We start from the raw sequence: 25,746 nt of genomic DNA on the forward strand, positions 1-25,746 counted from the left end.
GCCGCTGCTGGCAGTCACATGAATCTCGCGGCTGAGATGTGTCGGTCAACCAGGGGCATGGCACCCATGTTGCTGGGATTATCGGTGCAACGCAAAATAATGGTATCGGGATTTCTGGGATCAATCCTTATGCACGTCTAATGGCTATCAAGATCCTGCCATCTACAAAGGGCGCGTGGATGAGCGACCTCCTTGAATCCATTGATTATGCCGTAAAAATGGGTGCGACGGTTGCCAACCACAGCTGGGGATGGACCGGGCCCAAAAACAGTTCGAAAGCGCTGGAGCAGGCTTTTAAGAGAGCTGTCAAGTCGGGGATGTTTATGGCAACAGCGAACGGGAATGACATCAATAACAATGATTATCAGGGGAAATGGCCTGCCGCAATCAAGCTTCCCGGAAAGATCACTGCTGCCAGCACTGATGCGCAGGATCAACTCTCCGGCTTCTCCAACTATGGATTGAATGTTGCGGGTATTGCTGCGCCAGGATCGTATATCTTCAGCACTCTGCCACGTGGCTCGGTTGACGGACCCTACGGATATCTGGATGGCACTTCCATGGCCAGTCCTATGGTGGCGGGTGTCGCCAGTCTCATCAAAAGTGCGTATCCAAAACTGAAGCCGTCGCAGATTGCCTCCCGAATCCTTAAAGGCGTTGATCAGATCAACACGCTTACGAATGTGGTGACCACTGGTGGGCGCTTAAACGCTTTTAAGTCTTTGCATAGTTCCGCAAAAGACAAGCTGAATGAGTTCACTCTTTTGCCTCAATGGAAATATGGCAGCCAGATGCGTGAATCAGGCGGGACTTATACTGGCTATGGCGATCAAATCTGGGCACAAGCGGGCAATCAGAATAACTATGACTGTATGCCAATGCTTTTCTTTGATTTGCCAAGGCTCAAGAAGCCGATTCGCTCGGCCGACTTTCAGATCCAGGTCACCAATTTCTGGACGCCTGCAACACAAGAGCTCTTGGAAATCCGCGTGAATCCTGGCATTACCCCCGCTGAAGCCATTGAGTACGCACAGTCCTATGAGAACGGCGCCTCCACCCACCAGGAGCTACTCAAAGGCGATTTATTGGCGACAGCAGTACTCGATAAGGCTACTTACAATGGCGACCAAAGCACGCGACTGACCATTCCGATCGATGCAGAGGGGATTGAGCTTCTAAACGACTGGGCTGGCGAACCGAATGGCCGCAACATGGTGTTGACCGTTGGAATAGGAGGCTCGCGGCCTGTTGATCCCCTGACCGGTGAACTGCTTTATGGGGGAATCAGCTTCAGCCGCAGCGATATGGATCTGCCCTCACTCAATCTCGATTTCCGCAAGAGCGCCAAGGCGCGGCCTTCCGACCAACCTGATGACATCGACAATTCCGACACCACAGCACCTGTGGCACTCGTCTTGGCCTTGGCAGCAGATACAGGTAACTCCAGCACAGACCGGATCACCACTAACGGCAATATAAGGGTCACCGGTATCGAAGAGGGGGCTACCTGGAAGTATTCGACGGATGCAGGTCGAACTTGGCTGACCGGCTTTGGCAGCTCGTTCAGCCTTGGAGAAGGGAATTACTTCCCAGGCGATATTTTGGCGCGCCAGATCGACACGGCTGGCAATATCAGCCCACTGAGCGATCTGTTTCCGAAGCTCACTGTGATCTCATATGATCAAGATGTATGGGTCCCAGTTGCCAGCTGAGTGGGCCAATGCCTTGAGGCTCGCCGTTATCAAGGGCACCAGCAACAACATTTCATGCAAGCCTTCTCTATGGTCGTTCTAGATAGCGTTGACCCATGGCGCCCTGCGCAGCCCCTGCTCTGCTCCAGCGGCTGCGCCAGATCCGCCAGGCCAGCGAAGCGCTGATCCAAGGTCTCGAACAGGAAGACCTCTGCCTCCAGGGCATGGCCGATGCCAGCCCGGCCAAATGGCATCTAGGCCACACCACCTGGTTTTTTGAGGAGTTTCTGCTGCGGCAGCGGCCCGGCTATGAGCCGGCGGAAAGCCGCTGGGGCTATCTGTTCAACAGCTATTACGAGGCCGTGGGGGAGCGGCACCCGCGGCCCCAGCGCGGCCTGCTCACCCGGCCGCCGATCGCCGAGGTGCTCGCCTGGCGCCAGCGGGTGACCGCAGCCCTTGAGCAGGAGCTGGAGCACCTGGATCCTGCGCTGGTGGAGCTGGGCCTTCAGCACGAGCAGCAGCACCAGGAGTTGCTGCTGATGGATCTGCTCGATGGCTTCAGCCGCAACCCGCTCGAGCCGGTGGCCTACCCGGCCGGCGCAGGGTGCGTGGATCCTGAATCCGCCTACGAGCGCGGCGCCGCGGCGGCCCCGGCCGACCCGAGCTGGATCGAGGTTGCGGGAGGGCTGGCGGAGATCGGCCATCCGGGGGGAAGTAGCGGCCCCGGCCCCTCGCCTGGCGCCTTCCATTTCGACAACGAGGCGCCCCGCCACCGCGTCTGGCTCGAGCCCTTCGCCATCGCCAACCGCTTGGTGAGCAACAGCGAGTTCTCAGCCTTCATCGCTGATGGCGGCTACCGCCGGCCGGAGCTGTGGATGAGCGAAGGCTGGGCCGTGGTGCAGCAGCGGGGCTGGCAGGCACCGCGCTACTGGCGAGGGGAGTGGGAGTTCACCCTGGCGGGCCGCAGGCCCCGGCAACCCCAGGCCCCGGTGCGGCATCTGAGCTGGTTTGAGGCGGATGCCTACGCCCGCTGGGCCGGGGCGCGCTTGCCGAGTGAAGCGGAGTGGGAGCTGGCCGCCGCCGCTGGCGATCTGCCTCAGGCCTACGGCTGCCTCTGGCAGTGGACCGGCAGCCCCTATCGCCCCTACCCCGGCTTTGCACCGGCCGCCGGGGCGGTAGGCGAATACAACGGCAAGTTCATGACCTCGCAATTCGTGCTGCGGGGAAGCTGCTTCCTCACTCCAAACGGCCACGAGCGGCTCACTTACCGCAACTTCTATCCACCGGCGAGCCGCTGGGTGGCCAGCGGTGTGCGGCTGGTGCGCGAGGTGCAGCGATGAGTGGGAGCGCGGTAACCGGAATGGCGCCGGCCGTGGACCTGCTCGATCTGCATCCCGCCCCGGCGGACATGCGCCAGCTGGTGATCGACGGTCTGAGCCGCAGCCCCAAACAACTGCCGGCCTGGTTCCTCTACGACGCCGAAGGCTCCCGCCTCTTTGATCTGATCTGCCAGCAGCCGGAATACACCCTCACCGCCACCGAAACCGCCCTGCTCGAACGGGAGGCGCCGGCGATCGCGGCAGCGCTGGGCAGCGGCACCCTCGTGGAATTCGGCGCCGGCAGCGCCCGCAAGGTGGCACCACTGCTGCAGGTCCTGGCCCAACCGGCCTATGTAGCGCTCGACATCAGCGCTGAACATCTCCAAGCCGCCTGCACCCGGCTTCAACAGCAGTTTCCGGCGGTGCCGATCCTGGGGATCTGCTGCGACTACAGCCAGCTGGAGGCCCTGCCAGAGCACCCACTACTCAGTGGCACGGCCCACCTGGGCTTCTTCCCGGGCAGCTCCCTGGGCAACTTTGAGCCGGCGGCGGCGCGGGATCTGCTGGCGCAGTTCCGGCGGCTGCTGGGGCCCGGCGGTCAGCTGCTGATCGGGATCGACCAACCCAAGGATGTGGAGCGGCTGGAGGCGGCTTACGACGATGCGGCTGGGGTGTCGGCCGCCTTCGCCCTCAACCTCTTGCGGCGGCTCAATCGCGATCTGGCCGGAAGCTTCGATCTAGAGGCCTTCCACTACCGGGCCCGCTGGGTGGAGGAGCACAGCCACATCGAGATGGCACTGGTGAGCCAGAACACCCAGCAGGTGGAGCTGGCGGGCCGCAGCTGGAGCTTCGCGGCGGGGGAAGCGCTGATCACCGAAACCAGTGCGAAATACAGCCCGGAGGCGTTTCTGGAGCTGGCCGCCTCGGCCGGCTGGCGGGGGTCGGAACGTTGGAGTGATCCAGCTGGCGATCTATCCCTGCACCTGCTGGTGCAGGCAGACTGAAGCCAGCGAGGAGCCGCAGCATGTCGAGGGAAGAGCAGCGCCAGGCCGTGCGCGAACTGCGGGAAGGCCTGATCACCCAGCTTGAGGAGCTCTACGGCAACGCCTTCGAATCCCTGGCCTCCCAAAACCTGGGCGAGGGCGGCATCGCCCGGCTCACCCAACTGCTGTTGCGTTCCCGCGAAGCCGCGATCACGCCGCTGCAGGAAGAAATCGAAGCGCCGCTGATCACCCGCGCCCCCGAGGCCCCTTGAGCCAAGCCGCCGACTGGCTCGAGCAGCTCGAGGCCCGGCTGGAGCAACAGCTGCAGGCCTTCCTGCGTGCGAATCCCGCCCAGGAGGCGCTGCTTCAGGAGCAGGAGCGGCAAGAGCAACGCCAGCGGCAGCGCCGGTTGCTGGCGCAGGCCGAAGCGCTGCGCAGCGAACTGCTGCAGCTAGCGGGGGAGATCCGCGAGTGGCGCGACCGCGCCCAACGAGCCCACGCGGCCGGTGCCTCGGATCTGGCGGCACGAGCGGAACAGCGGGTGACGCAGCTCATGGAGCGTGGCCGACAGCGCTGGCAGGATCTGGAGGACCTGGGTGAGGCGGCGCAACGGGGGAGTGCAGCACTGGACAACCAGGGCTCAAGCAACACAAACAACACGACGCTTGACGAGGCCTGGGCTCAGTTCGAGTTAGAGCAAGAACTAGAGAAATTGAGACGGAGACACTGATCGACGGCAACGGCCGGGCACCAAGGGCTGACTGAAGGTCGTCTTGCCCCGCCTCTGCTTAGATGACGCCAACCCATCCGAGCATTCGGATAACTTTGTGTAGCACGGCCATCAGGCCTGCGCAGTTCGGATAGATATGGTTGCAGTTCACTAGGTTCAATGCCAAGTTGCGCAGCAGGGGCAGCACCTGGACGCCATTGCGCTGGGCTGGCGGACAATCCTGAGCAGAGCTCTAGGGCTGCCTCTAATCGCCCCGCCCGGGGGGTACGGCCCTGGAACCTGCTCATGTAGCTACTGATTGACAACCCACTCTCGTTGCGCCTGGACCAATGAAGGGGGTCACGCCAAAATGCATGTGACGACACTCGAAGATCTGCATTCACAATGGAAAAGCAATCTGCCCTTCAACAGCATCTGTATGTCTTCGAGTGCCCGGATGAGCATTTCTCTGGAATCTTAAATTACGCCTATCAATTGGCATGGGATGAAGTTGGAAAGCGAGGCGAAGGGCAACAATCCGGCCGATCATACATTCATCCTTCAGCAACACTGCAATCCGTCGAAGAGCTACAGCCACTACACGACTGGATCGAGCAGGCAGTGAATCAAGTTCGGCAGGATATTGGCTGGAGAGACGAAACCGTGCGGGAGCTAGTCATAAGCCAAAGCTGGCTCAATCGGTCTGACATCGGAGAAATGCACCACAGGCACCATCATCCTCTATCGGTACTATCTGCAATCCTATACCTGACCGAACCAGCAGTAACAAGCTTTTTTATTCCATCAATTTACGCATTGCCACGTGTGTTGGCACCTGACAAGAAAAGTGGACAAAAAGAAGTGCGATTTGATTTTAATGGGCAGGCAAAGCAACTTGTAGTGTTTCCATCAACACTGAAACATGCAGTGGAGCCCAACCAGGAGGTACACGCACGAATGACGCTGTCTGTAAACACCTGGTTCAAGGGGCCAATGGGTCGTGTTGAAGAGTTGGCGTATGTTCCGTAAGCAAGGAATCAATGGATGCGCGGATAGCAGATTGGCAACCAGCCCAATCAGCCCATCTCTTGGCACGTACAATGCGAAGAGAGGAAAACCAAGGCGTGCGCTCGCCTGCCCTCATAAACATGAAATGAGGATTAGGCGGAACAATCGCAACTGTTGGAACGCCAAGCATTCCGGCAAGGAATGCATTGGTTTGGTCTGAGGTAACCAGCACATCAAGCTGATTGATGAGAGCACAGAGTTGGTCGAGATCTTCAGTAATGCCAGGAAAGTGGATAGCATTACAACCGAAGACATTCACCAATCTGTCGCGATGCTGCAAGTCAACCAAGCAAGCGTCTAAACCATCTAGGGCCACTGCCACAATGCCAGCATCAACATCACGCTTTTGCTGCTGATAAGCTTGATGAACATTCCCTGCAGTAAGTGAGATGCCAATCCTCAGTTTTTGGCAGCATCGATCAGGGAGCTCTAGCCTCCAAGCAGAATCAAGCCGAGGGTGGGTCTTGAGTTGAGGCTGAACCAACGATGCCTGGATTGCATTGAGACTACTCCCATAGCGAAGCGGCAAGCTTCCTAATGGGATCCAAAGAGCGTCTGAACCTGCAAGCGCTGATGCTAGCGATGGCTGCTCTAAAATAATAATTTGGGGATATGACCGACGAAGAAGCGGCGCGAGACGTGCATTTGCAAGGAGAAAAACCCTGGCCGCCTCTGAAGCAAGTTGAGGAAGAAAGCGCGCAAAGAATAAGACGTCTCCAACTCCTTGCTCAGCAACAACGACAACACTCTTACCCCCTGGATGCTCTCCAGACCAATCAGAAGGGCACGCAGCATAGAGTTGCGAACTAGGAAGTCTCAATCTTGCCTCGTAGGCCTTCCAACCATCTACAAAGGAGCCATCAAGCAAAAGCTGACGTGAGTGCAGATAGAAAGCTTCGAATACTTGAGGCTGACGACTGAGAACAGAATCAAGGCACTTAGTTGCGGCTTCAAGCGTATGTGGATGGTCCGAGCGATCAAAAAGGGCCTGGGCCGCCAAAGTGCCTAGAGAGGATTGCTCAGGACAAGCCTGAGCCGCCTCCAACAGGGTATCTCCATAGGCGGTAACGTTGCCACAGCGAAAATAAGAGTTGGCGAGCAATAAGGCGGAGTCATCATTCAGGATCACATCGTGGTACTTCTGAGCCCATAGAAGGGCCTCCCCGTCTTGGCCGAGTTTTTGCAAGATTTCGACAGCTTGGCCCGCCAGCCTTTCGCAGAAGGGGAGTGAAGCTTGAACCTCTAGCCATGCCTTCTCGTATAGCCCCTGCGAAACCAGAACTTTGATGTAGCACTCACGCGCAAGAAGATACAGTTCTGAGGAGTAGTTCTCGGTCGATTCCGAAGACTTTAATAAAACTCGCTCTAAACGTAGCTGAGCATCAGCTGGACGGCCGATCCTTAAGAGGTATTCAGAGGTTAAAACCTCAAGGGATGTAGAATTCTTTGAAAGGGAACACGTCTTGTTCAGAAGTTCTAATGCTTGAATAGACTGAGCAAAAGCATGAAAACAATCTGCACTGAGCACCAATGCCGGAATATCCTCTGGATTGAGTCGCAGAGCAGCTGCGGCTGCCGCCAAGCCTTGCTGGGGCTGGCCAGACAGGAAGGACCTATGCCCTTCCCTGAGCTCAGCTGTGGCCTCGTCAAGCAGAGCAGGATCTGCCGAGATTAGCCAGCTCCACAAAGAATTCATTAAAGCTTAGCAAAACACCTGTACAAGCACTATAGTAGGAGGGCACGCACTATCTACACATGGCGGCACCCTCAATTCTCAGAGACTCTGCTCTCGAAAATAGCGCAGAGATCGCAGCAACGCTGATGGATGAGATCCAGGATCTCGTCAACGCGTTTTGGGTCATCGACTACGAAATACCTGGCGGGGGTGGCACGCTCACAGGCAGTCCCAACAACTTAAATTACGACTATACACAGACTTACGAAGATTCTGGAACGATTGTTCCTGGGGTGCCCGCATACACGATCACTCCCGCCTATACAGTGCCAGCCGTTGTTTCCCCAGCCGTACCTGGGTGGGGAACTACGAATATCTGTGGGCCATGGAGCAGCTGCACCACCGAAGTCCCCGGAACACCTGCCTACACAGTTACCCCAGCATACGTCGTTCCAGCGGTTGTTTCTCCTGCGATCCCAGCTCTCACCGGTGGATATTCAACCGAGCTGGATATTTCTGCCACCGTTCAAGGAATTAGCGATGCACTGAATCCGCTGTTCTCAAGCGTCACCTTCACCAGTGGTGAAATGACTGGGCCCAACAGTCAGGGGCTTGCCACTGAAACGGTCACCTATAATCTTGACCAGATCATTTCTGGGAATGCCATTCGGATCACAGGCCGTGCAGCGTTTGATGATCTGAGTGTCGATGTTGCTGGCGTCACTACTAATTTTGGCAACGTATCGACTGGCACACTCAGCCTTGACCCCATTCCCAATGTTCCCATCTACTTTGATGCGATCATTGAGATCCCTTCCTACAGCAGCACGCCAGATAGAACAGCCAATGGTGTTGCGTACGAGCTCTTCCCACTGGCCAGCAGCGTCAGCACTGACAATGTGTACATCTCATCGGGTGTAACAGCTGTTGCTGATTTTATTAACGACGACCTGCTGAGCTACCTCACCGATTTCTGGAACTACAGCGTTGTTCCCCTCTACACTGCCGTAGGCGCAACTGCACCAGAAGCCCCCAGCCAGACTCTCGCCAACATCATCACAGATTCGGCAGAAGAGGTGCAGGCCGACATCAATGCAGCAGGCGAGGCTGCACTAAATTCGCTGCTTAAATCTCAGCTCTCCACGATTCAACCATACGTCCAAGCTCTTACTGCGGCAACCTGGGATTATTCGGACTATCCCATCGTACCCAACGGCGATTATACGGGTGCCCTGCTAGCAGAAGGGATGTTCTCTGGTGTGGATGCCTCCAATTCATCATTCGATGGGGCAAACCTGAATGCCGCAGACTTCTCCAATGCGAATCTGACAGGCAGCACCTTCACCAATGCCAATCTCACAGGCGCTAATTTCGCCGGAGCCACAGGCGCACCTCAGAACTCGCTGAGCCTTGAGATGGATTCCGTCTCGAAGCGCAAAATGCCATTCAAAGATTCCGTGATCTTTGGCGCAAACTTCAAGCGTTCTAGCTTGAATGTGAGCGGAGCATTCTATGACGACTACACGAAGTTCGCAAAGGGATTCAAGCCTTCAGAGAACAACCTGATCAAGTTTAACGCAGCCCGATTTGTTGCAGGGAATTCTCAACTCATCAAAGAGTTCGGCAGCGATATCCATGGGGCAGCAGGAGCCTTCGCCGCCAATTTGCCGCCCTATGGACAAGCAGGCGAAGAGGGTCTTCGTTCGGATGTCATCACGGGCAAGCTGCTCGTCGATGGCTTCAAACCACGCAAATTCCTGGATTCTCTGTCTGACGATAGGCAGCAGAAGCTGCTTGATTTCACCAGTGGCATGAAATCATCTCAGGCAAAAGATACAATCGCAATGTATAAGATTGCCAAGGAACAAGACTGGACTACGGCAACCAGCGAGATGTATCTCACCAGCAATTCAGACCTGATCAAACCTCTTGGCGGTCCTTCCAAGGCGGTTGATAAAGCGCGGAATCAGTATCTTAACAAAGGATTCTTCCAAAAACGTCCTCTGAATGAACCTGGTGTCTACGACTACTACGTAGAGACTTATCCCGATGTTCTCTTCCAAACCGGAGCTGTTTTCGATGAAGCCAGCTTGGCTCACCACTATGTGAACGTAGGTTATGCTGCAGGACAACAACTACCGTATCCTGTTCAGTGATCAACCAGGAGCTAGCTGAAGCCGCTGACCGGCTCTGGGGTGAAGGCGACCAAGCCCAAGCACTGAGCCTCTATCAGCGAATCTTCCAAGCAGCTCCGAACGATATCAAGGCGTTGACTGTTTATGCCAATGCCTTGATATCTATGAGGCAAGCTTCTAAGGCATTAGAGCTGCTTCAAAGCTTTAGTGGATCAAGTGATTTAGCCGTCTCACTAGCAAGTATCAAGGCCAAAGCCTTGTTAGCGTTAGGAGATCAAGCTCAATCACTTGATCTTTTTCATGAAGTAATTAAACGAAACCCAAACTGGGCCGATGGATGGAACGATTATGGCTGCGCTCTTCTTCAGGTAGGCCGTAGCAGCGAGGCGGCTCCATGCTTTTCAAAAGCACTCACCATTGATCTACATCATGAGAAAGCCTGTCTAGGGCTTGCCAAGATTCAGAAGAATCAGGGAAAGCTCGAACAAGCCAAATCAACCTTATTCGATTTTCTTCGCCACAGCAACAGTGCGAATATTCGGCGCGCACTCATTCCGATTCTGCTGAAGCTAAACGAAAAAGACGAAGCTCTCACCCAGGCTCAAACATTAACTCGGGCTCTCGATGCAACTTCTGATGATTACATGCTTGAAGCCCGAACACTATTCAGCATGGGTAGACTCAGGAACTATATTGCTCTGCTAGATACACTCGGCGATCGCACCTGGAAAGGTGTGTCTGTGAAAAGCATTGCGATTGGAGCCTTAGCAGAAAGTGGCCATGCAGAAGACGTACAGCTGCGGCTCCAGCAACATCTAACAGAAAATCCTTCCGATGCCAATGCACGTTTAGTTGAAGCGCGCGAGGCACTACGTACAGGAGACTTCGAAAAGGGTTGGAAATCATACGCATATCGACTGCGCCTCCCTGCCAATCAGATTCACTACGGCCTCTCTCCAAATTGGGCAGGAGAACCCCTAAAGAATCGAGACATTTTAGTTCTAGGAGAACAAGGAGTCGGAGATGTTTGCTACTTCAGCAGATTCCTGAAGCCACTTTTAGAAGATAATCCAAATAGCTCCTTAATTATTGAGCCAAGAATAGCCAATCTCATTGAGGATCAGCTTCCTGGATTGCATATTTTTTCTGAGCCCAGCCATATGAATCTTGCGGCATCTGCGAGATGCAAGATTGCACTCGGTTCATTGCCACTTCTTTATGGTCGATCAGCTGAGGAGATTAGGTCACATTTCAATCCATTAAAAGTTGCCGAGAATGCCGTTCAATGCATGCGCGATCGAATTGACAAAGATTCACATTATAACTATAGGGTCGGCATCTCCTTCATAGCCGGTCGCCAAGGCGATGAATATCAAAGGCTCAAGCGTACACTCCCTCGGTCAGAGGTGCTTCGTCAATTCAAAGACCTTCCTGTCACGCTAGTCAATCTTGAGCACAACGAATTTCCAAGGCAGTTGATTGAGGAGGCTGAATTGCTTGGCCTGCAAGTTCTTCACTATCCGGACTTAACCCAAGATCTACGCCTACTAGCGGCGACAATCTCTGCGTTAGACCTAGTCGTAACGTCGCAGCAAACCAATGCACACTTGTCTGGAGCATTAAACAAACGTGGCTTGGTGCTACTGCCCCCAGGTTGCCACTTTGTGTATGGGAACTCAGACCAGTCGGTTTGGTACCCATCACTCCAATTAATTCGCGCGTCTAAATGGGGAGACTGGCAAGATGCTTGCAAAACCTTACGTGAGATCCTTGAGCAAGAAATCACAAATGGATAACATGAGCATGTCAAAGCCTACTGTCTTAATCCCTTCCCACCTAGAAAGTAAACGATTACCCGCTAAAGCTCTGTCGCTTATTGGCGGTGTACCGATGGTCATCCGTTGTGCCCAGCAGGCAACTCTTGCAGGCCTAGAGACATATGTATGCAGTGACAGTGCAGAAATCCTTGAAACATGTAAGCAACATAGAATTGATTCAATCTCTACGCCATCCTTTTCAACAGGAACTGATCGCTGCGCGTGGGCGGCCGAAGGCTTGAATCATGATCGCTTTATTATTTTACAAGGGGATGAGCCTTTAATCGGTGTCGAAGCCATTGAGATATTTGCTCAAGCTGTAGCTGGGCTTAACACTATAGATGTTCTTATTCTGAACGGCTTGAGTCTGATTTCAGACTTGGCGGGATCCGACCACAACAACGTCAAGGCAAGCATAAACCGGGAAAACGATATTCTGTACCTGAGTCGTCTACCTATATTTTCTGAGGTTACTTCTTGCACTAAGAATACAGAAACTAATCCCATTGCATGTAAAAATCTGGGTCGTGACTCAGTCTCATGTGTGAAGCAGTTGGGATTATATGGATGCTCTTTATCTAGCCTCAAAGAATTCAGGCGGCTCCCCGAAAGCCCTCTCGAAAAGAGGGAAAGCATTGAAATGCTCCGATGGATTGTGAACAATCGCAGACTCAAAGGCATTCTTCTCGACACGCCAGGAATCTCTGTTGACACGGCCAATGACTTAGCTGAGGCCTGTCAGTGGCTGGCATCGCACGAAGCCGTCCGCTCACTGTCTCCCTCCTCGCAAACATCGTACGGTCGAGATTCAGATGCAGTCCATCACACGCTTGCAGATCTCAATATGCTTTAGATCTTTGCCACCCCATAAGAACATGGTCGAACGCTCATTGACCTGATGAACATCACCATTAATAGGGGTTCTGCGGCTGGATCGGCCACCCAGTTGCTAGAATGCTGCAATCCAGAGTAATTCATCCATGTCGAAGAAAGTTTCCACAACGGTCTTGCGACCGAGTACCGGTCGACGCGTTCGCAAAGGAGATGTGCTTGGCGTTTGGTACTCAGGAATCCTGGCTGCAGACCCTAGCAGTCGTTTTGATTCAAACTTTAACTTCGCCACTGCGACAGACACTCGCAGCCCTTTTACCTTTGAGCTAGGTGCAGGTCAAGTGATTCCGGGTTGGGAGCAAGCCCTTTCCAACAGGCGTATTGGGGAAGTTATTGAGCTCTACATTCCAGCTGAGCTCGGCTACGGAACAACAGGTAGCCCACCATCCATCCCTGGCAATGCAGACTTGATCTTTACAGTCGAGCTGATTGCCGCAAAACCCAGCAACGATGAGAGCTTTGTATTTCCAAGGTTCCGTGATCTTGGCCTAAATCAAACAGAAGTTCGCAAGCTGATTGAGTTTCGCAAATCGCTTGTGTCAGATTCGATTGTTGCAGAGTCTCCAGTAAATCTTCTTGGCTATGATCAAGAAAATATCCTAGCAGGCAAGGATTTTGGTGAGCTTAAAGCTGATATTCTGCTTGGCTTTGCCGGAAATGATCAATTGAAAGGTGGCCTAGGCGCCGACCTTTTAATTGGTGGTCAAGATGCCGACAAATACATTTACACAAATATCGCTGACGCCGCTACGCCACGGAATGGCCTGACTAGTCGTGAAACAATATTGGGATTCAATCAAGCTGAAGGGGACCAGATCGATCTGTCGGAGATTGCAGGCGATGGATTCGACCGCATCACTTGGATCAACAAACGTGAGTTTAGTGGAACATCCGGAGAACTCCGGTTTGATGCCGGCCTAGTGTCTATTGATGCAAATGGAGACAAAAGGTCCGATTTTGAAATCGAGCTAACTGGAATCGAAAGAATTTCAAAATCAGCTTTTATTTTTTAAACTCCGTATTACCCGGGAACCATTTGGGCAGAAATTGCTCAGATGGTTCTCATTATCGAACAAGCCTAGGTGCTTCAGAATCTGATCTACTTACTTTTTGCTGGTCGGCGGAATCAAACTCACGCCTTCCGGTGGCGGAGTGGGGTCTGGATCTGCAATCAACATGTGTTGTAAAACAATCTCTGGACGCTCGCTGTCTCGCCAACGAATTCGATAAGCCGGCATTTTTGTACCGCGACTCGTTGTCTGCTCGACAGGCTCCATCACCCATCCCCGACGGGAGCGACCCTGCGGATTGCGTTTGACCACTGCGTCTGCATGCTTAAAACGGAAACCGACGCGCTCACCACTCATGAGAACCAACTCCCCCACGTCGGGGGAACGCTACTGAAGACCCATTATCCCATCTGGGTGCGCTTGGGTTAAACCTGCTAGTTGACGGATTCTGGTCGGAGAAGGGGAAAGGCGATCACGTCCCGGATCGACGGGCTGTCGGTGAGCAGCATCACGAGGCGGTCGATGCCGATGCCCAGGCCGCCTGTGGGAGGCATGCCCACCTCGAGAGCCTGGATGAAATCCTCATCCACTTGCTGGGCTTCGTCGTCGCCGGCGGCCTTACGGGCCATCTGGGCCTCGAGCCGCTGGCGCTGATCCACCGGGTCAATCAGCTCACTGAAGGCGTTGGCAGTTTCGCGGCCCACAATGAACAGCTCAAAGCGCTCCACCAGCCCGGGTTTGCTGCGGTGGGCCCGTGCCAGAGGCGAGTTCTCCACCGGGTAATCAATCACAAACGTGGGTTGGATCAGATCCGCTTCCACTGTTTGCTCGAAGGCCTCCACCAGCAAACGACCCACGGAATCCGCCAGGGCCGGCACCGCCAAGCCCTTGGCCTCCATGGCTTCTGCGACCTCAGCCCGGGATATGAAGGCAGTGAAATCGAGGCCAGTAGCCTCCTTGACCAGCTCGTGCATCGTCACGCGGCGCCAGGGAGGTGTGAGATCAATCTCGTTGCCCTGATAACGGATCGTGGTGCTGCCGCACACCTGCTGGCACACGTGAGCGATCAGCTGCTCCGTGAGATCCATCATGTCGTTGTAGTCGGCATAGGCTTGGTACACCTCAATCGAGGTGAACTCCGGGTTGTGCCGAGTGCTGATGCCCTCGTTGCGGAAGATGCGGCCCAGCTCGTAAACCCGCTCAAAACCGCCCACCACCAGCCGCTTCAGGTGCAGCTCGGTGGCGATGCGCAGGGTGAGAGGGAGATCCAGGGCGTTGTGATGGGTTTCGAAGGGCCGGGCATCAGCGCCACCGGGCACGCTCTGAAGCACCGGCGTTTCAATCTCGAGGAACCCGCGCTCATCCAGCCAGCGGCGGATCGCACTCACCGCTACGGCCCGGCGCCGGAAGGTTTCGCGCGTGTCGGGTGACACGATCAGATCGAGGTAGCGCTGCCGGTAGCGCTTCTCCACGTCCGAAAGGCCATGCCACTTATCGGGCAGGGGCTGCAGGCTCTTGCTGAGCATCTGCCAGCTCTTCACCTTCACCGAGAGCTCGCCGCGGTCGGTGCGGCGGAGGGTTCCCTGAACCCCGATCAGGTCGCCGGCATCGACAAGCGAGGTGATGTGGGCGAAAGCCTCGGGGTCGTCCGGCATCGAGGCCGACAGGGTTGCCTTTTCAATAAATAGCTGAATTGGGCCGGTTTCATCGGCCAGGGTGAAGAAGGCAAGCTTGCCCATCACTCGGCGGGTCATCACTCGGCCGGCCACAGCCACAGCCACATCGCGCTCCTCGCCGTTGGCCAGATCGGCGTGGGCCTGCTGCAGCTCAACGGTGCGGTGGCTTGGGTCGAACCTCAGGGCATAGGGCCCCTGACCCAACGCCGCCAGGGCCTTGCCTTTCTCCAGGCGGGTCTCGCGCAGCTCAGACAAAGGACCGGTACAACTCAGCTTGCCGCTATCTTGCAGGAACGCTGAACACAACCTGCGCTGGACAATCTCAGCCGGCCGAAGCCATTCCAGGTAGCTCACCCACCCGCTGCGAGGCGTAACCGGTGCCGCGCACGGTGAGGATCAACTCAGGGTTGCGGGGATCGGGTTCGAGCTTGCCCCGCAGACGGGCCACATACACATCCACCACCCGCAGATCAGCGGCCCGGCGCGGCGGATAACCCCAGAGCTGCTCAAGGATTTCAGCGCGGGGCACCACCCGGCCGGGCTCGCGGAACAACAGCTCCAGCAGGCTGAATTCGGTGTACGTGAGGCCGATGCGCTCACCATCGCGGGTGACCTGGCGGCGGTTGGTATCCACCACCAGATCTCCCAGCCGTAGCACGCCCTGGCCCGGCGTGACATCGCGGGGTTCAGCAGCGGCGGAGCCGCGGCCTACCCGGCGCAGGATCGTGGCGATCCGGGCTTCAAGCTCTTTGGGGCTGAAGGGCTTGGGCAGGTAGTCGTCGGCGCCGAGATCCAGGCCAGCCACCCGCTCAGCGATGGCATCGAGGGCCGAGAGGAAGATGATCGGCACGCAGGATTCCGCCCTTAGCCGCCGGCACACCGCGAAGCCATCGAGCTTGGGCAGCATCACGTCGAGCACGACGAGATCGGGCTGCTCCTGGTGGAAGAGGGTGAGGGCCTCTTCGCCGTCTTCGGCACACACCACCCGATAGCCGGCCAGCTGCAGGCGCATCACGAGCACGCGGCGCACCGCTGGCTCATCGTCCACCACGAGCAAGGTGGCGCGGTGGCCCTCCGGCCCAGACGCGGCTCCCGACGCCTCACCGAGCTGGTGCTGGTCGCCGAGGGCCATACGCACAACAGGTGATGAAGAAGCGCAACGATACATCTCAGGATGAACCCTTCGCAGCCCAAAACCCCTGAAACCAGGGCTATCCGGGGAACTCTTAAGGATTTCTTCCGGCCCGGGGTTTAACGGCTGGTCTGCCCGGCGAAGCGTCCCAGCGCGTAGGCGTTCCACTGCCGCTCCGCCTCCGCCAGAGCCGCATCGCTGCTGATCTGGCCGAGCATCGCCCGCTGCAGCTGCGTGTACACAATCGCCTGCAGCCGCTTCACCCCGGGGCTGGCGGGCACCAGCACCCCCGCCTGAGCGAGGGTGTCTGCCGAGAGCAAGCGGGCCTGCTGCACCAGGGCCTCCGGCTGGCTGGCTGGCCGCTCCACCTCGAGCTTGCGGCGCAACTGCTGCAGCGCCCCCGGGGAGGAGGGCAGCACCCGGGCCTGCTCAGCGAAACGCTGCTGATTGGCCGCATCGGTGAGGAACAGGGCGAACGCCGCCGCCTTGCCCGCCACCTGGCTCTGGCGAGGAATCGCCAGGGTCATCACAGCCACATTGGCCTCACCCTTGGCGCCGGTGAGCGGCGGGTAGGGGCGGGTGGCCGCTGCGATCTGCGGAGCGTTGGTCTGGATGCTGCGCAGAAATTCGGCGCCACTGCCCACCTGGGCCAGCTCACCGCTCTGATACAGCTCAATCGCCCGGCGGTAGCCCTGGCTCACCACCTCGCGCGGCAGCAGGCCGCGGCGATACAGGTCGGTCCAGAAGGCAAAAGCTTTGCGGCCAGCAGGGCTGTTGAAGGCGGCCCGCTGATCGGGGCCGAGCAGGGTCACCCCCATCTGCACCAGGCTCTCGAGCAGCTCGGCGGAATCGTCGGGAACGACGGTGACGAACAGGGCGTAGCGGCCGGTGCGGCGCCGGACGGCCTCGGCGTAGGCCGGCACCTCCGCCCAGGTGCGGGGCGGGGCGTTGTAGCCCGCCTGCTGCAGCAGCCCTGTGTTGGCCAGGGTGATCCGGGCGGTGAGATACCAGGGGATCGCGAACTGCTGGGGCTGACCATCGGGCCCGGCGCTGCGGCCCGCCTGCCAGATCAAGGGCAAATAGGCCTGAGGAGCACCCGGGGGGAGCACGCCATCCAGCGGCAGCAAGCCGCCTTTGCTGGCCAGGTTCGCCGCGAAGAGCGGATTGAGGTTGACCACATCGGGCGCCGTGCGGGCGAACACCGCCGCCAGCAGCTTGCGCTCCACCGAGCCCCAGGGGATGTCGGTCCACACCACGCGGTAGCCGGGGTTCTGCTGCTCCCAGGCGGCGATCACGCCCTGGAGGTAGCTGTTGAACTTCGGCGCCAGATCCAGGGTCCAGAACTGAATCGTGCGCTCAGAGACAGCCGGCGGCGCCGCACCGCGGCAGGCGCTGAGACCCAGAGCCAGCGCAGCACCCGCCGCGCCAGCGGCGAGCCGGCGCAGCAGCGAACGGCGGCGCAAGGCAGGCCGGCCAGTGGTGGTGAGCTGACGGGTCATCGGTTCAACTCCTCAGGTCGGCGATGCGGCGCCAGCGCAACAACAACAGCGAGCAGAGCACCGGTGCCAGCAAACCAGTGATCAGGCTCTGGGCCACCAGGGTGTGCAACCCGGCCTCCACCAGCGGCAGTTGGCCGGCCCAATAGAGCTGCAGCAACAGGCTGGCGCCGAGCAGCAACGTGCCGAGCACAGCCAGTAAGCCCAGGTTGTAGCTGCGCTCGATCGGCACACCGCGCCGACCGATCCGCCCCCACCACCAGCCCAGAAGCATCAACACCGGCACCTCGCTCGCCAGGCCCAGGTGCAAGCCATCCAGCACCAAGCCGAGGCAGAGGCCAGCGATCGCGCCGGAGGCAGGCCCATCCACCAAGGCCCAGGGCAGCAACCAGAGCACAGCCCAGCTGGGAGCCACCCCGGCAATTTTCAGGAAGGCCGGCGACGCCAGGGTGAGCAGGGGCACCGCCAGGCCCGTGGCCCCGCACCAGCGCTGACGGTGCAACACCCCCATGGCTAACGGGTCACCACCTGCACCCAATCCACCGCATCCACCGGCGCGCTGAGCTGCACCGCCGCATCCGGGGCCGGCGCCAGCGACTCATTCACGCTCTGCACCACACCCACCAAGAGATTGGGGGGCACGAGGGTGCTGGCGGGGGAGGTGGTGATCACATCACCGGGTCGAACACCGGTGTCGTTCTCGAGAAACTGCAGCCGCGGTCGGGCCGTGCCCTGACCCACCAACAGACCATGGCGCTGCACCCGGGCCACCCACACGCCAAGGCGGCTGCCGCTGTCAGTGAGCAGCTGCACGCGGGCGGTGCTGGGGGTGACGCTGCTCACCCGACCGATCAGACCACCCGGAGCCAGAACCGGATCACCGGCGCGCAGGCCATCCACGCTGCCTTTACCCAGCTCCAGCTGCTGCCACCAGCCGCCGGGCTCACGCGAGATCACCGGCGCCGACACGCGGCCGCCACCGCTGCGATCGAGCGTGAGCAGGCCGCGCAGGCGCTCGTTGTCGCGCTGCAGCATCTGCAGGCTGGCTTGATCCTGCAGATGCTGGGCCGAGCGCAACCATTCCGACTGCGCCGAACCGGGCCAGAAGGGACGGCTGAGCAGGGCATAGGCATCCATAAAGGCAGCCCCCTTACTCAGCCGCACAGCCAACAAGGCGAGCAACAGCAACCACCAGGGCCAGGCTTCAGCGACCTTGCGCAGCAGCGGGACGCGCAGGATGCGTCCGGGCATAGGGATCAGGCGGTGACGCGGCTGAAGTCAGGCGTATCGAGCACGCGCTCAAGCCGCTTGTAGTCCTCCAGCACCATGCCGCAACCGTTGACCACGCAGAGCAGCGGGTCTTCGGCCACGTGCACGAGGATGCCGGTCTCGTGGCTGATCAGATCGCTGATGCCGCGCACCAGCGCGCCGCCGCCCGCCAGCATGATGCCGCGGTCCACGATGTCGGCCGCGAGCTCGGGCGGGGTGCGCTCGAGGGTGCGCTTCACCGCCTCCACGATCACGTTGAGGGGCTCGGCCATCGCCTCGCGCACGTCGCCGGCGCGAACGTTGATGGTGCGGGGCAGGCCGGAGAGCAGGTGCAGGCCGCGCACATCCATCGAGGTTTCGTCGTGCACCTCATCGGGGAAGGCGGAGCCGATGCGGATCTTGATCTCTTCGGCGGTGCGCTCACCCACCACCAGGTTGTGCACTTTCTTCAGATAGACGCTGATAGCATCGCTGAGTTCATCACCGGCGACGCGCACCGATTCGCTCAGCACGGTGCCGCCCAGCGACAGCACAGCCACCTCAGTGGTGCCGCCACCGATGTCGACGATCATCGTGCCCACGGGCTCGGTCACAGGCAGACCGGCACCGATGGCCGCCGCCACGGGCTCATCAATGAGGTGCACGGTGCGGGCACCGGCCAGACCGGCCTCACGCACGGCACGGCGCTCCACACCGGTGACGCCACTAGGAATGCCGATCACCAGGCGGGGGGCAACGATGCCGCGGCCTTCATTGCCCTTCTGGATGAAGGTTTTGATCATCTGCTCGGCGGCGTCGAAGTCGGCGATCACGCCGTCGCGCAGAGGACGCACCGCGCGGATGTTGCCGGGGGTGCGGCCGAGCATCAATTTCGCCTCGTCACCCACGGCCAAACAGCTGCCGCGTTCGAGATCGATGGCCACCACTGAGGGCTCCTGCAGCACGATGCCCTTGCCCGACATGTACATCAGGGTGTTGGCCGTTCCCAGATCGATGCCGATGTCGCGGGAGAGCTGGAAACGTTTGAAGAACACTGAGGGGCCGCCTAGCGGCGCGAATCATAGGTGGGATGCCTCGATGGAACATCCGGGCCAAAGGGTGGAACTCTCCCTATGAAGCAGCTCCTCCACGGACTGCATCATTGACCCAACGCATCAGCAGGAGAACGCCATGGGCGTCAACTCGATCACCCTTGTCGGCCGGGCCGGCCGCGACCCCGAAGTTCGCTACTTCGAATCGGGAAGCATGGTGGCCAACCTCACCATGGCCGTGAACCGCCGCTCCAGCAACGACGAACCCGACTGGTTCAACCTGGAGATCTGGGGCAAGCAGGCCCAAGTGGCCGCCGACTATGTGCGCAAAGGCTCCCTGCTCGGCATCATCGGCAGCTTCAAGCTCGACCGCTGGACCGACCGCGCCACCGGCGAAGAGCGCAGCAAGCCGGTGATCCGCGTGGATCGACTCGAACTGCTGGGCTCCAAACGCGATGCCGAAGCCGCAGGCGGTGGCTATGGCGGCGGCGGCTTCAGCGGGGAGCCCACCGAGGAGGAAGTTCCCTTCTGAGGCTCAGGGCTGCCGTCAGTGGCTGGAGTTGCGCTTCTTCCAGGTGCGCAGCCCCAGCCAGGCGGCGGCAGCGACCACAGCAATCACCAGGAGCACCTTGATCGCTTTGGCGACAGGGTCGATCCAGAGCTCAACATTGGCGTAGCCCTCGCCGAGGGCCATACCGGCCAGGGTGAGCAGCAGGGTCCAGATGAGGCTGCCGGCGGTGGTCCAGATCAGAAACGGTGTGATCGGCATCAGTTCGATGCCGGCGGGCACTGAGATCAGGGTGCGGATGCCGGGCACCAGGCGACCCCAGAACACCAGGGCTGTGCCGTAGCGGTTGAACCAGGTGCGGGTACGGTGCAGATCCTGGGGGCTGATGCCGATCCAACGGCCATGGCGCTCGAGCCACTGCTCGAGGCGCTCCTCATTGATCAGGCGGCCGATGCCGTACCAGGGCAAGGCACCGAGCACCGTGCCAATCAAGCCCGCGAGCACCACCGGAATCAGCGCCAACTGCCCCTGGTGCACATAGAAGCCGCCCAGCGGCATGATCAGCTCTGAGGGGATCGGCGGGAAGAGGTTCTCGAGGAACATCGCCGCAAAGATGGCGCCGTACCCCATCCACGGGTTGGCCTCGACTGCCGCACCGATCAGCTGCGGCAGCTGTTGCACCAACTCTGTGAGTCCCATTCGGCCTGCGTGTGTATGGGCTGATTGTGCGGCATCTGCCTACAAAAATGCGCCGCAGGCGGATCTCCTTGGAGATCCATCTGCGGAGCGCGATCAGGCCATGCACACCCGAGGGCGTGCGCGAAGCCTGTTGATCAATAGCGGTAGTGGTCGAGCTTGTAGGGACCTTCCACCGGCACATTGATGTAGGCGGCCTGCTCGGCGGTGAGCTCGGTGAGCTTGGCGCCGATCTTCTCGAGGTGGAGGCGGGCCACCATCTCATCGAGGTGCTTTGGCAGCACATACACCTCTTTGGCGTACTGGTCGCCCTTGGTGAACAGCTCGATCTGAGCCAGCACCTGGTTGGTGAAGGAGTTGCTCATCACGAAGCTGGGGTGGCCGGTGGCGCAGCCCAGGTTCACCAGACGGCCTTCAGCCAACAGGATGATCCGGTTGCCGGAGGGCAGCACGATGTGATCCACCTGGGGCTTGATGTTTTCCCAGGTGTATTGCTTCAGCGACGCCACATCGATCTCGTTGTCGAAGTGGCCGATGTTGCACACGATCGCCTGATCCTTCATCTGGATCAGGTGCTCGTGGCGGATCACCTGGAAGTTGCCGGTGGCGGTCACGAAGATGTCCACATCGCGCACCACGTCGTCCAGACGCACGACGCGGTAGCCCTCCATCGCCGCCTGTAGGGCGCAGATCGGATCGATCTCGGCGATCATCACGGTGGCGCCAAGGCCGCGCAGCGACTGGGCCGAACCCTTGCCCACATCGCCGTAGCCGAGCACCAGGGCCACCTTGCCGGCCACCATCACATCGGTGGCGCGTTTGATGCTGTCCACCAGCGATTCGCGGCAGCCGTAGAGGTTGTCGAACTTGCTCTTGGTGACCGAGTCGTTGACGTTGATCGCCGGGAAGGGCAGCTCGCCACTCTTCTGCAGCTGATACAGACGAGCCACGCCGGTGGTGGTCTCCTCGGTCACGCCCTGGATCTGGGCCTTGATGCGGGAGTAGAAGCCGGGTTGGGCGGCCAGCTTCTGGCGGATGCTGTTGAAGAGGGCGGTCTCCTCTTCATTGGAGGGGTTGTCGAGCACCGAGAGATCGCTCTCAGCCTTGGTGCCCAACATCACCAGACCGGTGGCATCGCCGCCGTCGTCGAGGATCATGTTGGGGGTGCCGCCATCGCCCCACTCGAGGATGCGGTGGGTGAAGGCCCAGTACTCATCCAGGGTTTCGCCCTTGTAGGCGAACACAGGAATGCCAGCAGCTGCGATCGCGGCGGCGGCGTGGTCCTGGGTGGAGAAGATGTTGCAGCTGGCCCAGCGCACTTCGGCGCCCAGAGCCACCAGGGTTTCGATCAGAACCGCGGTCTGAATCGTCATGTGCAGGGAACCCGCGATGCGGGCGCCCTTGAGGGGCTGCTCAGCGCCGTACTTGCTGCGCAGAGCCACCAGGCCCGGCATTTCGGTTTCGGCGATCTCGATTTCCTTGCGGCCGAAATCAGCCAGACCGAGGTCGGCGATCACATAGGTGCTGGTGCTCTGCAGCGCAGGCGCCGTGGGGGTTGCCACCATGAACTTGAAGGTTTGGAAACTAGAAATATCTGCAGAGACGCCGAGGCTTCGGGCTCGCGTGGGGGCAATCTACCGGGATGGAATCGCGCAGCGTGTTGTTGGCGGATGCCGCCGCCACCCAGGCCCTGGGCCAGGAGCTCGCGGCCCTCTGGCTCCGCCAACGGACTAACTGCAGCGCGGGGCAACAACCGCCGATCCTGTTGCTGCAGGGCACCCTCGGCGCCGGCAAAACCTGCCTGGTGCAAGGCATCGCCGCCGGCCTGGGCATCGAGGAACCGATCACCAGCCCCACGTTTGCCCTGGCGCAGCACTACTTAGGCCGTGTCGGTTCGAACAACAGCACGGCGCTGGTGCACCTTGATCTCTACCGGCTTGAGCAAGCCCTCGCGGCCGATGAACTCTTCGCCCAGGAAGAAGAGGAAGCGCTGGAGCTCGGTGCCCTGATGGCCGTGGAGTGGAGCGAGCGGCTGAGCTTCCGGCCCGATGGGGCCTGGTGCATAAGCCTCGCGCTGGTGGATCCCGATCGTCCGGAGGCAGGCCGGCGGGCGGAGCTGAGCCTCAATGAGGCCAGACGCTAAGCCAGGCGCGCGCTAAACCCGTGTGGCGAGAAAAGCCTCTGCCTGTTCATGGGTGGGCTGGGGGTCGATCGCACCAGCGCCGCTGCACACCAAGGCCCCACAGGCGCTGGCAAAGCGCACCGCCTCGGCGCTGCCGCCATCGAGCAGTTGGGGCTGGAGGCAGAGCTGGTGCAACAGCCCAGCCAGGAAGGCATCCCCTGCTCCAGTGCTGTCCACCACCGCCACCGGATAGGCCGGCATCACACCGCTGCTGGAGCCGAAGCACCAGGCCACCTGGGCGCCACCATCGGTGACCACCACCGCTGGATGCTGAGGCAGGCCAGCGCGGATCACTACGGGATCACGGCTGCCAAACAGCCATTGGGCCTCTTCAGCGGCCAGCTTGATCAAGCCAGCCTGCTCCAGCAGCGGACGCATCGCCGCCACGGCCGCCGGCGTGGGCCCGGCATCCGCCGGAGCACTGGCATCCCAGAAGGTGGGCCGCCAGTTCACATCCAGAGCGATCGCCACATCGGCGTCAACGGCCAACTGCACCGCAGCCAACAACGCTCCCGCAGACAACGCTGACGCCAGAGGAATCGTGCCGATCTGCAGCCAGCGAGCACCCGCCAGCAGGGGCGGCAAGGCCGCTTGCACCCCGCTGGCCTCAAGGGCCTGATCGGCAAAGCCATCGCCCTGATCACCGGCGAAGCCGCCGAAGCTACGGTCGCCGCTGGCATCACGCCGCACCAACACAATCCGGCTGGGGTGGATGGGATCGCGCTGCAGGCCGCTGAGATCCACACCCCGTTCACGCATCAACTGGTCAAACGCCGCACCAATCGCGTCCGACCCAAGACGGCCCACAAAGGCGGAAGGGGTGCCAAGGCGAGCCAATGCGCAGGCCACATTGGCGGGGGCACCGCCCAGGCGGTCGTCGCACTGCCCCGGAGCTTCGGTAGCGGGATCACCGCCGAGGGGACCGAGGCGATCCACCAGAGCTTCCCCCAGACAGATCACCTGCGGCGTAGGCCCAGCAGCCATGGCTCAGGCGGCCTCAGGCCGCTGCGGCACTGCCCTCAGCTTGCAAACGCTCCAGCAAGGCGGCAATGATCCGCGCATTGGCTGCAGGAAAGGGGTAATCACCCAGCTCGGTGGGCTCCACCCAGCGCACCTGCTGGCTGGCCAGAGGCTGGGGTTCACCGCTGATCCAGCGGCACAGATGCACCACAAACCGGAGCCGCTTGTGGCTGTAGGCGTGCTCCAGGGTGATCAGCTCCTCACCCACCTCCGCTTCGATCGCCAGCTCCTCCTGGAGTTCGCGGGCGATGGTGGTCTCAATCGGCTCGCCCGGTTCCTGCTTACCGCCCGGGAATTCCCACAGCCCGCCCAGCAGGCCCTCATTGAGGCGCTGATCAATCAGCACCTGGCCCGATGCATTGCGCACCACCCCCACGCCGATCACCTGAAACGGGAGCTCGCGGGGGGCGTCGGGCACGGGGAAGGCGGCAGGGTCGCCGGCAGCGTAGGCAGCGCACTGAAACTGCCAAGGGCACTGCTGGCAGCGGGGATTGCGAGGGGTGCACACCGTGGCCCCCAGATCCATCAGGGCCTGGTTGAAATCCCGCGGCCGCGCCGGATCGAGCAGGGATTCACTCAGGGCCCAGAACCGCTTCAGCTCCCGGGATGGAGGCCGCTCGTAGGCGATCAGCCGCGCCAACACCCGTTTCACGTTGCCATCGAGGATGGCGAACGGGCGATTGAAGGCCGACGACAAGATGCTGCCGGCTGTGCTCCGGCCGATGCCGGGCAAAGCCAGCCAGGTCTCCAGATCCTGTGGCCAGGCGGAGGGCAATGGCGCCTGGGCCTGCATCTGCCGGGCTCCGGCCAAGAGCCGCCGGGCACGGGAGTAGTACCCCAGGCCCTGCCAGAGCAGCAGCACGTCGTGCTCTTCAGCGGCGGCCAACGCCGCCAAAGAAGGGAACGCCACCATCCAGCGCTGCCAATAGGGGAGCACCACCTGCAGCTGGGTTTGCTGCAGCATCACCTCCGCCACCCAGATGGCGTAGGGATCGAGCTGTTCATCCGGGGCGGGTAAAGACCCATCCGGCTTCAGCTTCCAGGGAATGGTTTGGCGGCCGTTGTGCTGCCACCAGCGCAGAAGCTTGAAACGGAGCTCATGTAGCTGATCAAGAACGAGCTCAGGTTGCTGAGACGATTGCTTGGACAATCGGCTGATCAGATCAAACCGCCACGTAAGCCTGCACGTTTTCGCTGAGGCGGCGCAGACCAGCCAAACCATCGCGCTCGAGGTTGCGCACACGGTCGCGGCTCATGCCGAGGATGCGGCCGATGCCGGTGAGGCTCATCGGCTCATCGGGTTCGGGCACGTCGGCGCAGGGAATGCCGTAGCGCATCTTCAGCACGCGGCATTGCAAGTCGGGCAGCTGCTCGAGCAGATCGCGCATGTCGCTGCGCAGGCACTCACCATCCACCAGCTCTTCCGGCTGGGTGCCAT

At 59.8% G+C, this 25,746-nt stretch carries 25 protein-coding genes; 12 read left to right on the plus strand and 13 right to left on the minus strand.

Annotation, left to right across the window (positions count from 1 at the left end; all coding sequences use genetic code 11):
• Positions 1-38 precede the first annotated feature (38 nt).
• The 6 genes from H9532_RS12705 (at position 39) to H9532_RS12730 (ending at position 5,731) form a co-directional block, all read left to right on the plus strand.
• Complete coding sequence (locus H9532_RS12705; RefSeq protein ID WP_296369090.1) at positions 39-1,712, plus strand: S8 family serine peptidase; 1,674 nt, start codon at positions 39-41, stop codon at positions 1,710-1,712.
• A 95-nt stretch (positions 1,713-1,807) separates the two neighbouring features.
• Positions 1,808-3,031 (plus strand): ergothioneine biosynthesis protein EgtB, encoded by a 1,224-nt coding sequence (egtB, locus tag H9532_RS12710; RefSeq protein WP_296369093.1) that lies wholly within the window; start codon positions 1,808-1,810, stop codon positions 3,029-3,031.
• A gap of 20 nt (positions 3,032-3,051) precedes the next feature.
• Positions 3,052-4,014, plus strand: a complete 963-nt coding sequence (gene egtD / locus H9532_RS12715; RefSeq protein ID WP_296369095.1) for an L-histidine N(alpha)-methyltransferase — start codon at positions 3,052-3,054, stop codon at positions 4,012-4,014.
• Positions 4,015-4,034: 20 nt separating this feature from the next.
• The gene (locus H9532_RS12720) at positions 4,035-4,265 is read left to right on the plus strand and encodes a hercynine metabolism small protein (protein WP_296369098.1); all 231 of its coding nucleotides are present in this window, start codon (positions 4,035-4,037) and stop codon (positions 4,263-4,265) included.
• Positions 4,262-4,723, plus strand: a complete 462-nt coding sequence (locus H9532_RS12725) for a hercynine metabolism protein (protein WP_296369100.1) — start codon at positions 4,262-4,264, stop codon at positions 4,721-4,723. Before H9532_RS12720 ends, H9532_RS12725 begins: the two co-directional genes overlap by 4 nt.
• 384 nt (positions 4,724-5,107) lie before the next feature.
• Positions 5,108-5,731 (plus strand): putative 2OG-Fe(II) oxygenase, encoded by a 624-nt coding sequence (locus H9532_RS12730; protein ID WP_296369102.1) that lies wholly within the window; start codon positions 5,108-5,110, stop codon positions 5,729-5,731.
• Here H9532_RS12730 and H9532_RS12735 read toward each other — a convergent pair.
• Complete coding sequence (locus tag H9532_RS12735) at positions 5,685-7,352, minus strand: hypothetical protein (RefSeq protein WP_296369104.1); 1,668 nt, start codon at positions 7,350-7,352, stop codon at positions 5,685-5,687. The genes H9532_RS12730 and H9532_RS12735 overlap by 47 nt on opposite strands.
• Before the next feature lie 239 nt (positions 7,353-7,591).
• Here H9532_RS12735 and H9532_RS12740 point away from each other — a divergent pair, with 239 nt between their 5' ends.
• From H9532_RS12740 to H9532_RS12755, 4 genes are all read left to right on the plus strand, one after another.
• Entirely contained in the window at positions 7,592-9,601 is a 2,010-nt protein-coding gene (locus tag H9532_RS12740; RefSeq protein WP_296369106.1) for a pentapeptide repeat-containing protein, read from the plus strand.
• Positions 9,598-11,376: a tetratricopeptide repeat protein gene (locus H9532_RS12745; protein WP_296369108.1), complete on the plus strand. Its 1,779-nt coding sequence runs from the start codon at positions 9,598-9,600 to the stop codon at positions 11,374-11,376. Before H9532_RS12740 ends, H9532_RS12745 begins: the two co-directional genes overlap by 4 nt.
• Complete coding sequence (locus tag H9532_RS12750; RefSeq protein WP_296369110.1) at positions 11,351-12,250, plus strand: hypothetical protein; 900 nt, start codon at positions 11,351-11,353, stop codon at positions 12,248-12,250. The genes H9532_RS12745 and H9532_RS12750 overlap by 26 nt, the downstream gene beginning before the upstream one ends.
• A 127-nt stretch (positions 12,251-12,377) precedes the next feature.
• Entirely contained in the window at positions 12,378-13,301 is a 924-nt protein-coding gene (locus tag H9532_RS12755; RefSeq protein ID WP_296369112.1) for an FKBP-type peptidyl-prolyl cis-trans isomerase, read from the plus strand.
• 90 nt (positions 13,302-13,391) lie between these two features.
• Here the strand turns inward: H9532_RS12755 and H9532_RS12760 are convergent, their stop codons facing one another.
• The 7 genes from H9532_RS12760 to H9532_RS12790 form a co-directional block, all read right to left on the minus strand.
• Positions 13,392-13,655: a hypothetical protein gene (locus H9532_RS12760; RefSeq protein ID WP_296369148.1), complete on the minus strand. Its 264-nt coding sequence runs from the start codon at positions 13,653-13,655 to the stop codon at positions 13,392-13,394.
• 77 nt (positions 13,656-13,732) lie between these two features.
• Positions 13,733-15,229: a lysine--tRNA ligase gene (lysS, locus tag H9532_RS12765; protein ID WP_296369114.1), complete on the minus strand. Its 1,497-nt coding sequence runs from the start codon at positions 15,227-15,229 to the stop codon at positions 13,733-13,735.
• Between the two features lie 67 nt (positions 15,230-15,296).
• Positions 15,297-16,106 (minus strand): response regulator transcription factor RpaB, encoded by an 810-nt coding sequence (rpaB, locus tag H9532_RS12770; protein ID WP_296369116.1) that lies wholly within the window; start codon positions 16,104-16,106, stop codon positions 15,297-15,299.
• Between the two features lie 119 nt (positions 16,107-16,225).
• Positions 16,226-17,605: a sugar ABC transporter substrate-binding protein gene (locus tag H9532_RS12775; RefSeq protein WP_296369118.1), complete on the minus strand. Its 1,380-nt coding sequence runs from the start codon at positions 17,603-17,605 to the stop codon at positions 16,226-16,228.
• 4 nt (positions 17,606-17,609) lie between these two features.
• Entirely contained in the window at positions 17,610-18,113 is a 504-nt protein-coding gene (locus H9532_RS12780) for a rod shape-determining protein MreD (protein WP_296369131.1), read from the minus strand.
• 2 nt (positions 18,114-18,115) lie between these two features.
• The gene (gene mreC, locus H9532_RS12785) at positions 18,116-18,853 is read right to left on the minus strand and encodes a rod shape-determining protein MreC (protein ID WP_296369132.1); all 738 of its coding nucleotides are present in this window, start codon (positions 18,851-18,853) and stop codon (positions 18,116-18,118) included.
• Between the two features lie 5 nt (positions 18,854-18,858).
• Complete coding sequence (locus H9532_RS12790) at positions 18,859-19,905, minus strand: rod shape-determining protein (protein WP_296369134.1); 1,047 nt, start codon at positions 19,903-19,905, stop codon at positions 18,859-18,861.
• A 136-nt stretch (positions 19,906-20,041) separates the two neighbouring features.
• On the opposite strand from H9532_RS12790, the gene H9532_RS12795 reads away from it, so the two are divergent.
• Entirely contained in the window at positions 20,042-20,434 is a 393-nt protein-coding gene (locus H9532_RS12795) for a single-stranded DNA-binding protein (protein WP_296369136.1), read from the plus strand.
• A gap of 15 nt (positions 20,435-20,449) precedes the next feature.
• Here the strand turns inward: H9532_RS12795 and H9532_RS12800 are convergent, their stop codons facing one another.
• Positions 20,450-21,109 carry a DedA family protein gene (locus H9532_RS12800; RefSeq protein WP_296369137.1) on the minus strand — a complete coding sequence of 220 codons (660 nt, stop codon included), beginning with the start codon at positions 21,107-21,109 and terminating at the stop codon, positions 20,450-20,452.
• A 134-nt stretch (positions 21,110-21,243) separates the two neighbouring features.
• A complete protein-coding gene (gene ahcY, locus H9532_RS12805; RefSeq protein WP_010312406.1) occupies positions 21,244-22,671 on the minus strand; it encodes an adenosylhomocysteinase in 1,428 nt (475 codons plus the stop codon).
• A gap of 77 nt (positions 22,672-22,748) precedes the next feature.
• On the opposite strand from ahcY, the gene tsaE reads away from it, so the two are divergent.
• The gene (gene tsaE / locus H9532_RS12810; protein ID WP_296369141.1) at positions 22,749-23,249 is read left to right on the plus strand and encodes a tRNA (adenosine(37)-N6)-threonylcarbamoyltransferase complex ATPase subunit type 1 TsaE; all 501 of its coding nucleotides are present in this window, start codon (positions 22,749-22,751) and stop codon (positions 23,247-23,249) included.
• Positions 23,250-23,261: 12 nt separating this feature from the next.
• Here the strand turns inward: tsaE and H9532_RS12815 are convergent, their stop codons facing one another.
• The 3 genes from H9532_RS12815 to H9532_RS12825 all read right to left on the minus strand — a co-directional run.
• Complete coding sequence (locus H9532_RS12815) at positions 23,262-24,272, minus strand: carbohydrate kinase (protein WP_296369143.1); 1,011 nt, start codon at positions 24,270-24,272, stop codon at positions 23,262-23,264.
• A 13-nt stretch (positions 24,273-24,285) separates the two neighbouring features.
• Entirely contained in the window at positions 24,286-25,458 is a 1,173-nt protein-coding gene (mutY, locus tag H9532_RS12820) for an A/G-specific adenine glycosylase (RefSeq protein ID WP_296369145.1), read from the minus strand.
• 13 nt (positions 25,459-25,471) lie between these two features.
• A partial coding sequence (locus tag H9532_RS12825) for a sigma factor-like helix-turn-helix DNA-binding protein (RefSeq protein WP_296369147.1) occupies positions 25,472-25,746 on the minus strand: 275 nt, incomplete at its 5' end.

The organism is Vulcanococcus sp. Clear-D1 (genome assembly GCF_014654725.1).
Taxonomy (GTDB): Bacteria; Cyanobacteriota; Cyanobacteriia; order PCC-6307; family Cyanobiaceae; genus Vulcanococcus.

Bases quoted from the DNA above. Each gene is read 5' to 3' on its own strand.
- rpaB (WP_296369116.1), bottom strand. From the start codon at position 16,106: ATGGCCCTCGGCGACCAGCACCAGCTCGGTGAGGCGTCGGGAGCCGCG.
- H9532_RS12755 (WP_296369112.1), top strand. From the start codon at position 12,378: ATGTCGAAGAAAGTTTCCACAACGGTCTTGCGACCGAGTACCGGTCGA.
- H9532_RS12800 (WP_296369137.1), bottom strand. From the start codon at position 21,109: ATGGGACTCACAGAGTTGGTGCAACAGCTGCCGCAGCTGATCGGTGCG.
- H9532_RS12720 (WP_296369098.1), top strand. From the start codon at position 4,035: ATGTCGAGGGAAGAGCAGCGCCAGGCCGTGCGCGAACTGCGGGAAGGC.
- mreC (WP_296369132.1), bottom strand. From the start codon at position 18,853: ATGCCCGGACGCATCCTGCGCGTCCCGCTGCTGCGCAAGGTCGCTGAA.
- H9532_RS12760 (WP_296369148.1), bottom strand. From the start codon at position 13,655: ATGAGTGGTGAGCGCGTCGGTTTCCGTTTTAAGCATGCAGACGCAGTG.
- H9532_RS12730 (WP_296369102.1), top strand. From the start codon at position 5,108: ATGGAAAAGCAATCTGCCCTTCAACAGCATCTGTATGTCTTCGAGTGC.
- H9532_RS12815 (WP_296369143.1), bottom strand. From the start codon at position 24,272: ATGGCTGCTGGGCCTACGCCGCAGGTGATCTGTCTGGGGGAAGCTCTG.
- H9532_RS12780 (WP_296369131.1), bottom strand. From the start codon at position 18,113: ATGGGGGTGTTGCACCGTCAGCGCTGGTGCGGGGCCACGGGCCTGGCG.
- H9532_RS12795 (WP_296369136.1), top strand. From the start codon at position 20,042: ATGGGCGTCAACTCGATCACCCTTGTCGGCCGGGCCGGCCGCGACCCC.
- egtD (WP_296369095.1), top strand. From the start codon at position 3,052: ATGGCGCCGGCCGTGGACCTGCTCGATCTGCATCCCGCCCCGGCGGAC.
- tsaE (WP_296369141.1), top strand. From the start codon at position 22,749: ATGGAATCGCGCAGCGTGTTGTTGGCGGATGCCGCCGCCACCCAGGCC.
- ahcY (WP_010312406.1), bottom strand. From the start codon at position 22,671: ATGGTGGCAACCCCCACGGCGCCTGCGCTGCAGAGCACCAGCACCTAT.
- egtB (WP_296369093.1), top strand. From the start codon at position 1,808: ATGGCGCCCTGCGCAGCCCCTGCTCTGCTCCAGCGGCTGCGCCAGATC.
- H9532_RS12740 (WP_296369106.1), top strand. From the start codon at position 7,592: ATGGATGAGATCCAGGATCTCGTCAACGCGTTTTGGGTCATCGACTAC.
- H9532_RS12775 (WP_296369118.1), bottom strand. From the start codon at position 17,605: ATGACCCGTCAGCTCACCACCACTGGCCGGCCTGCCTTGCGCCGCCGT.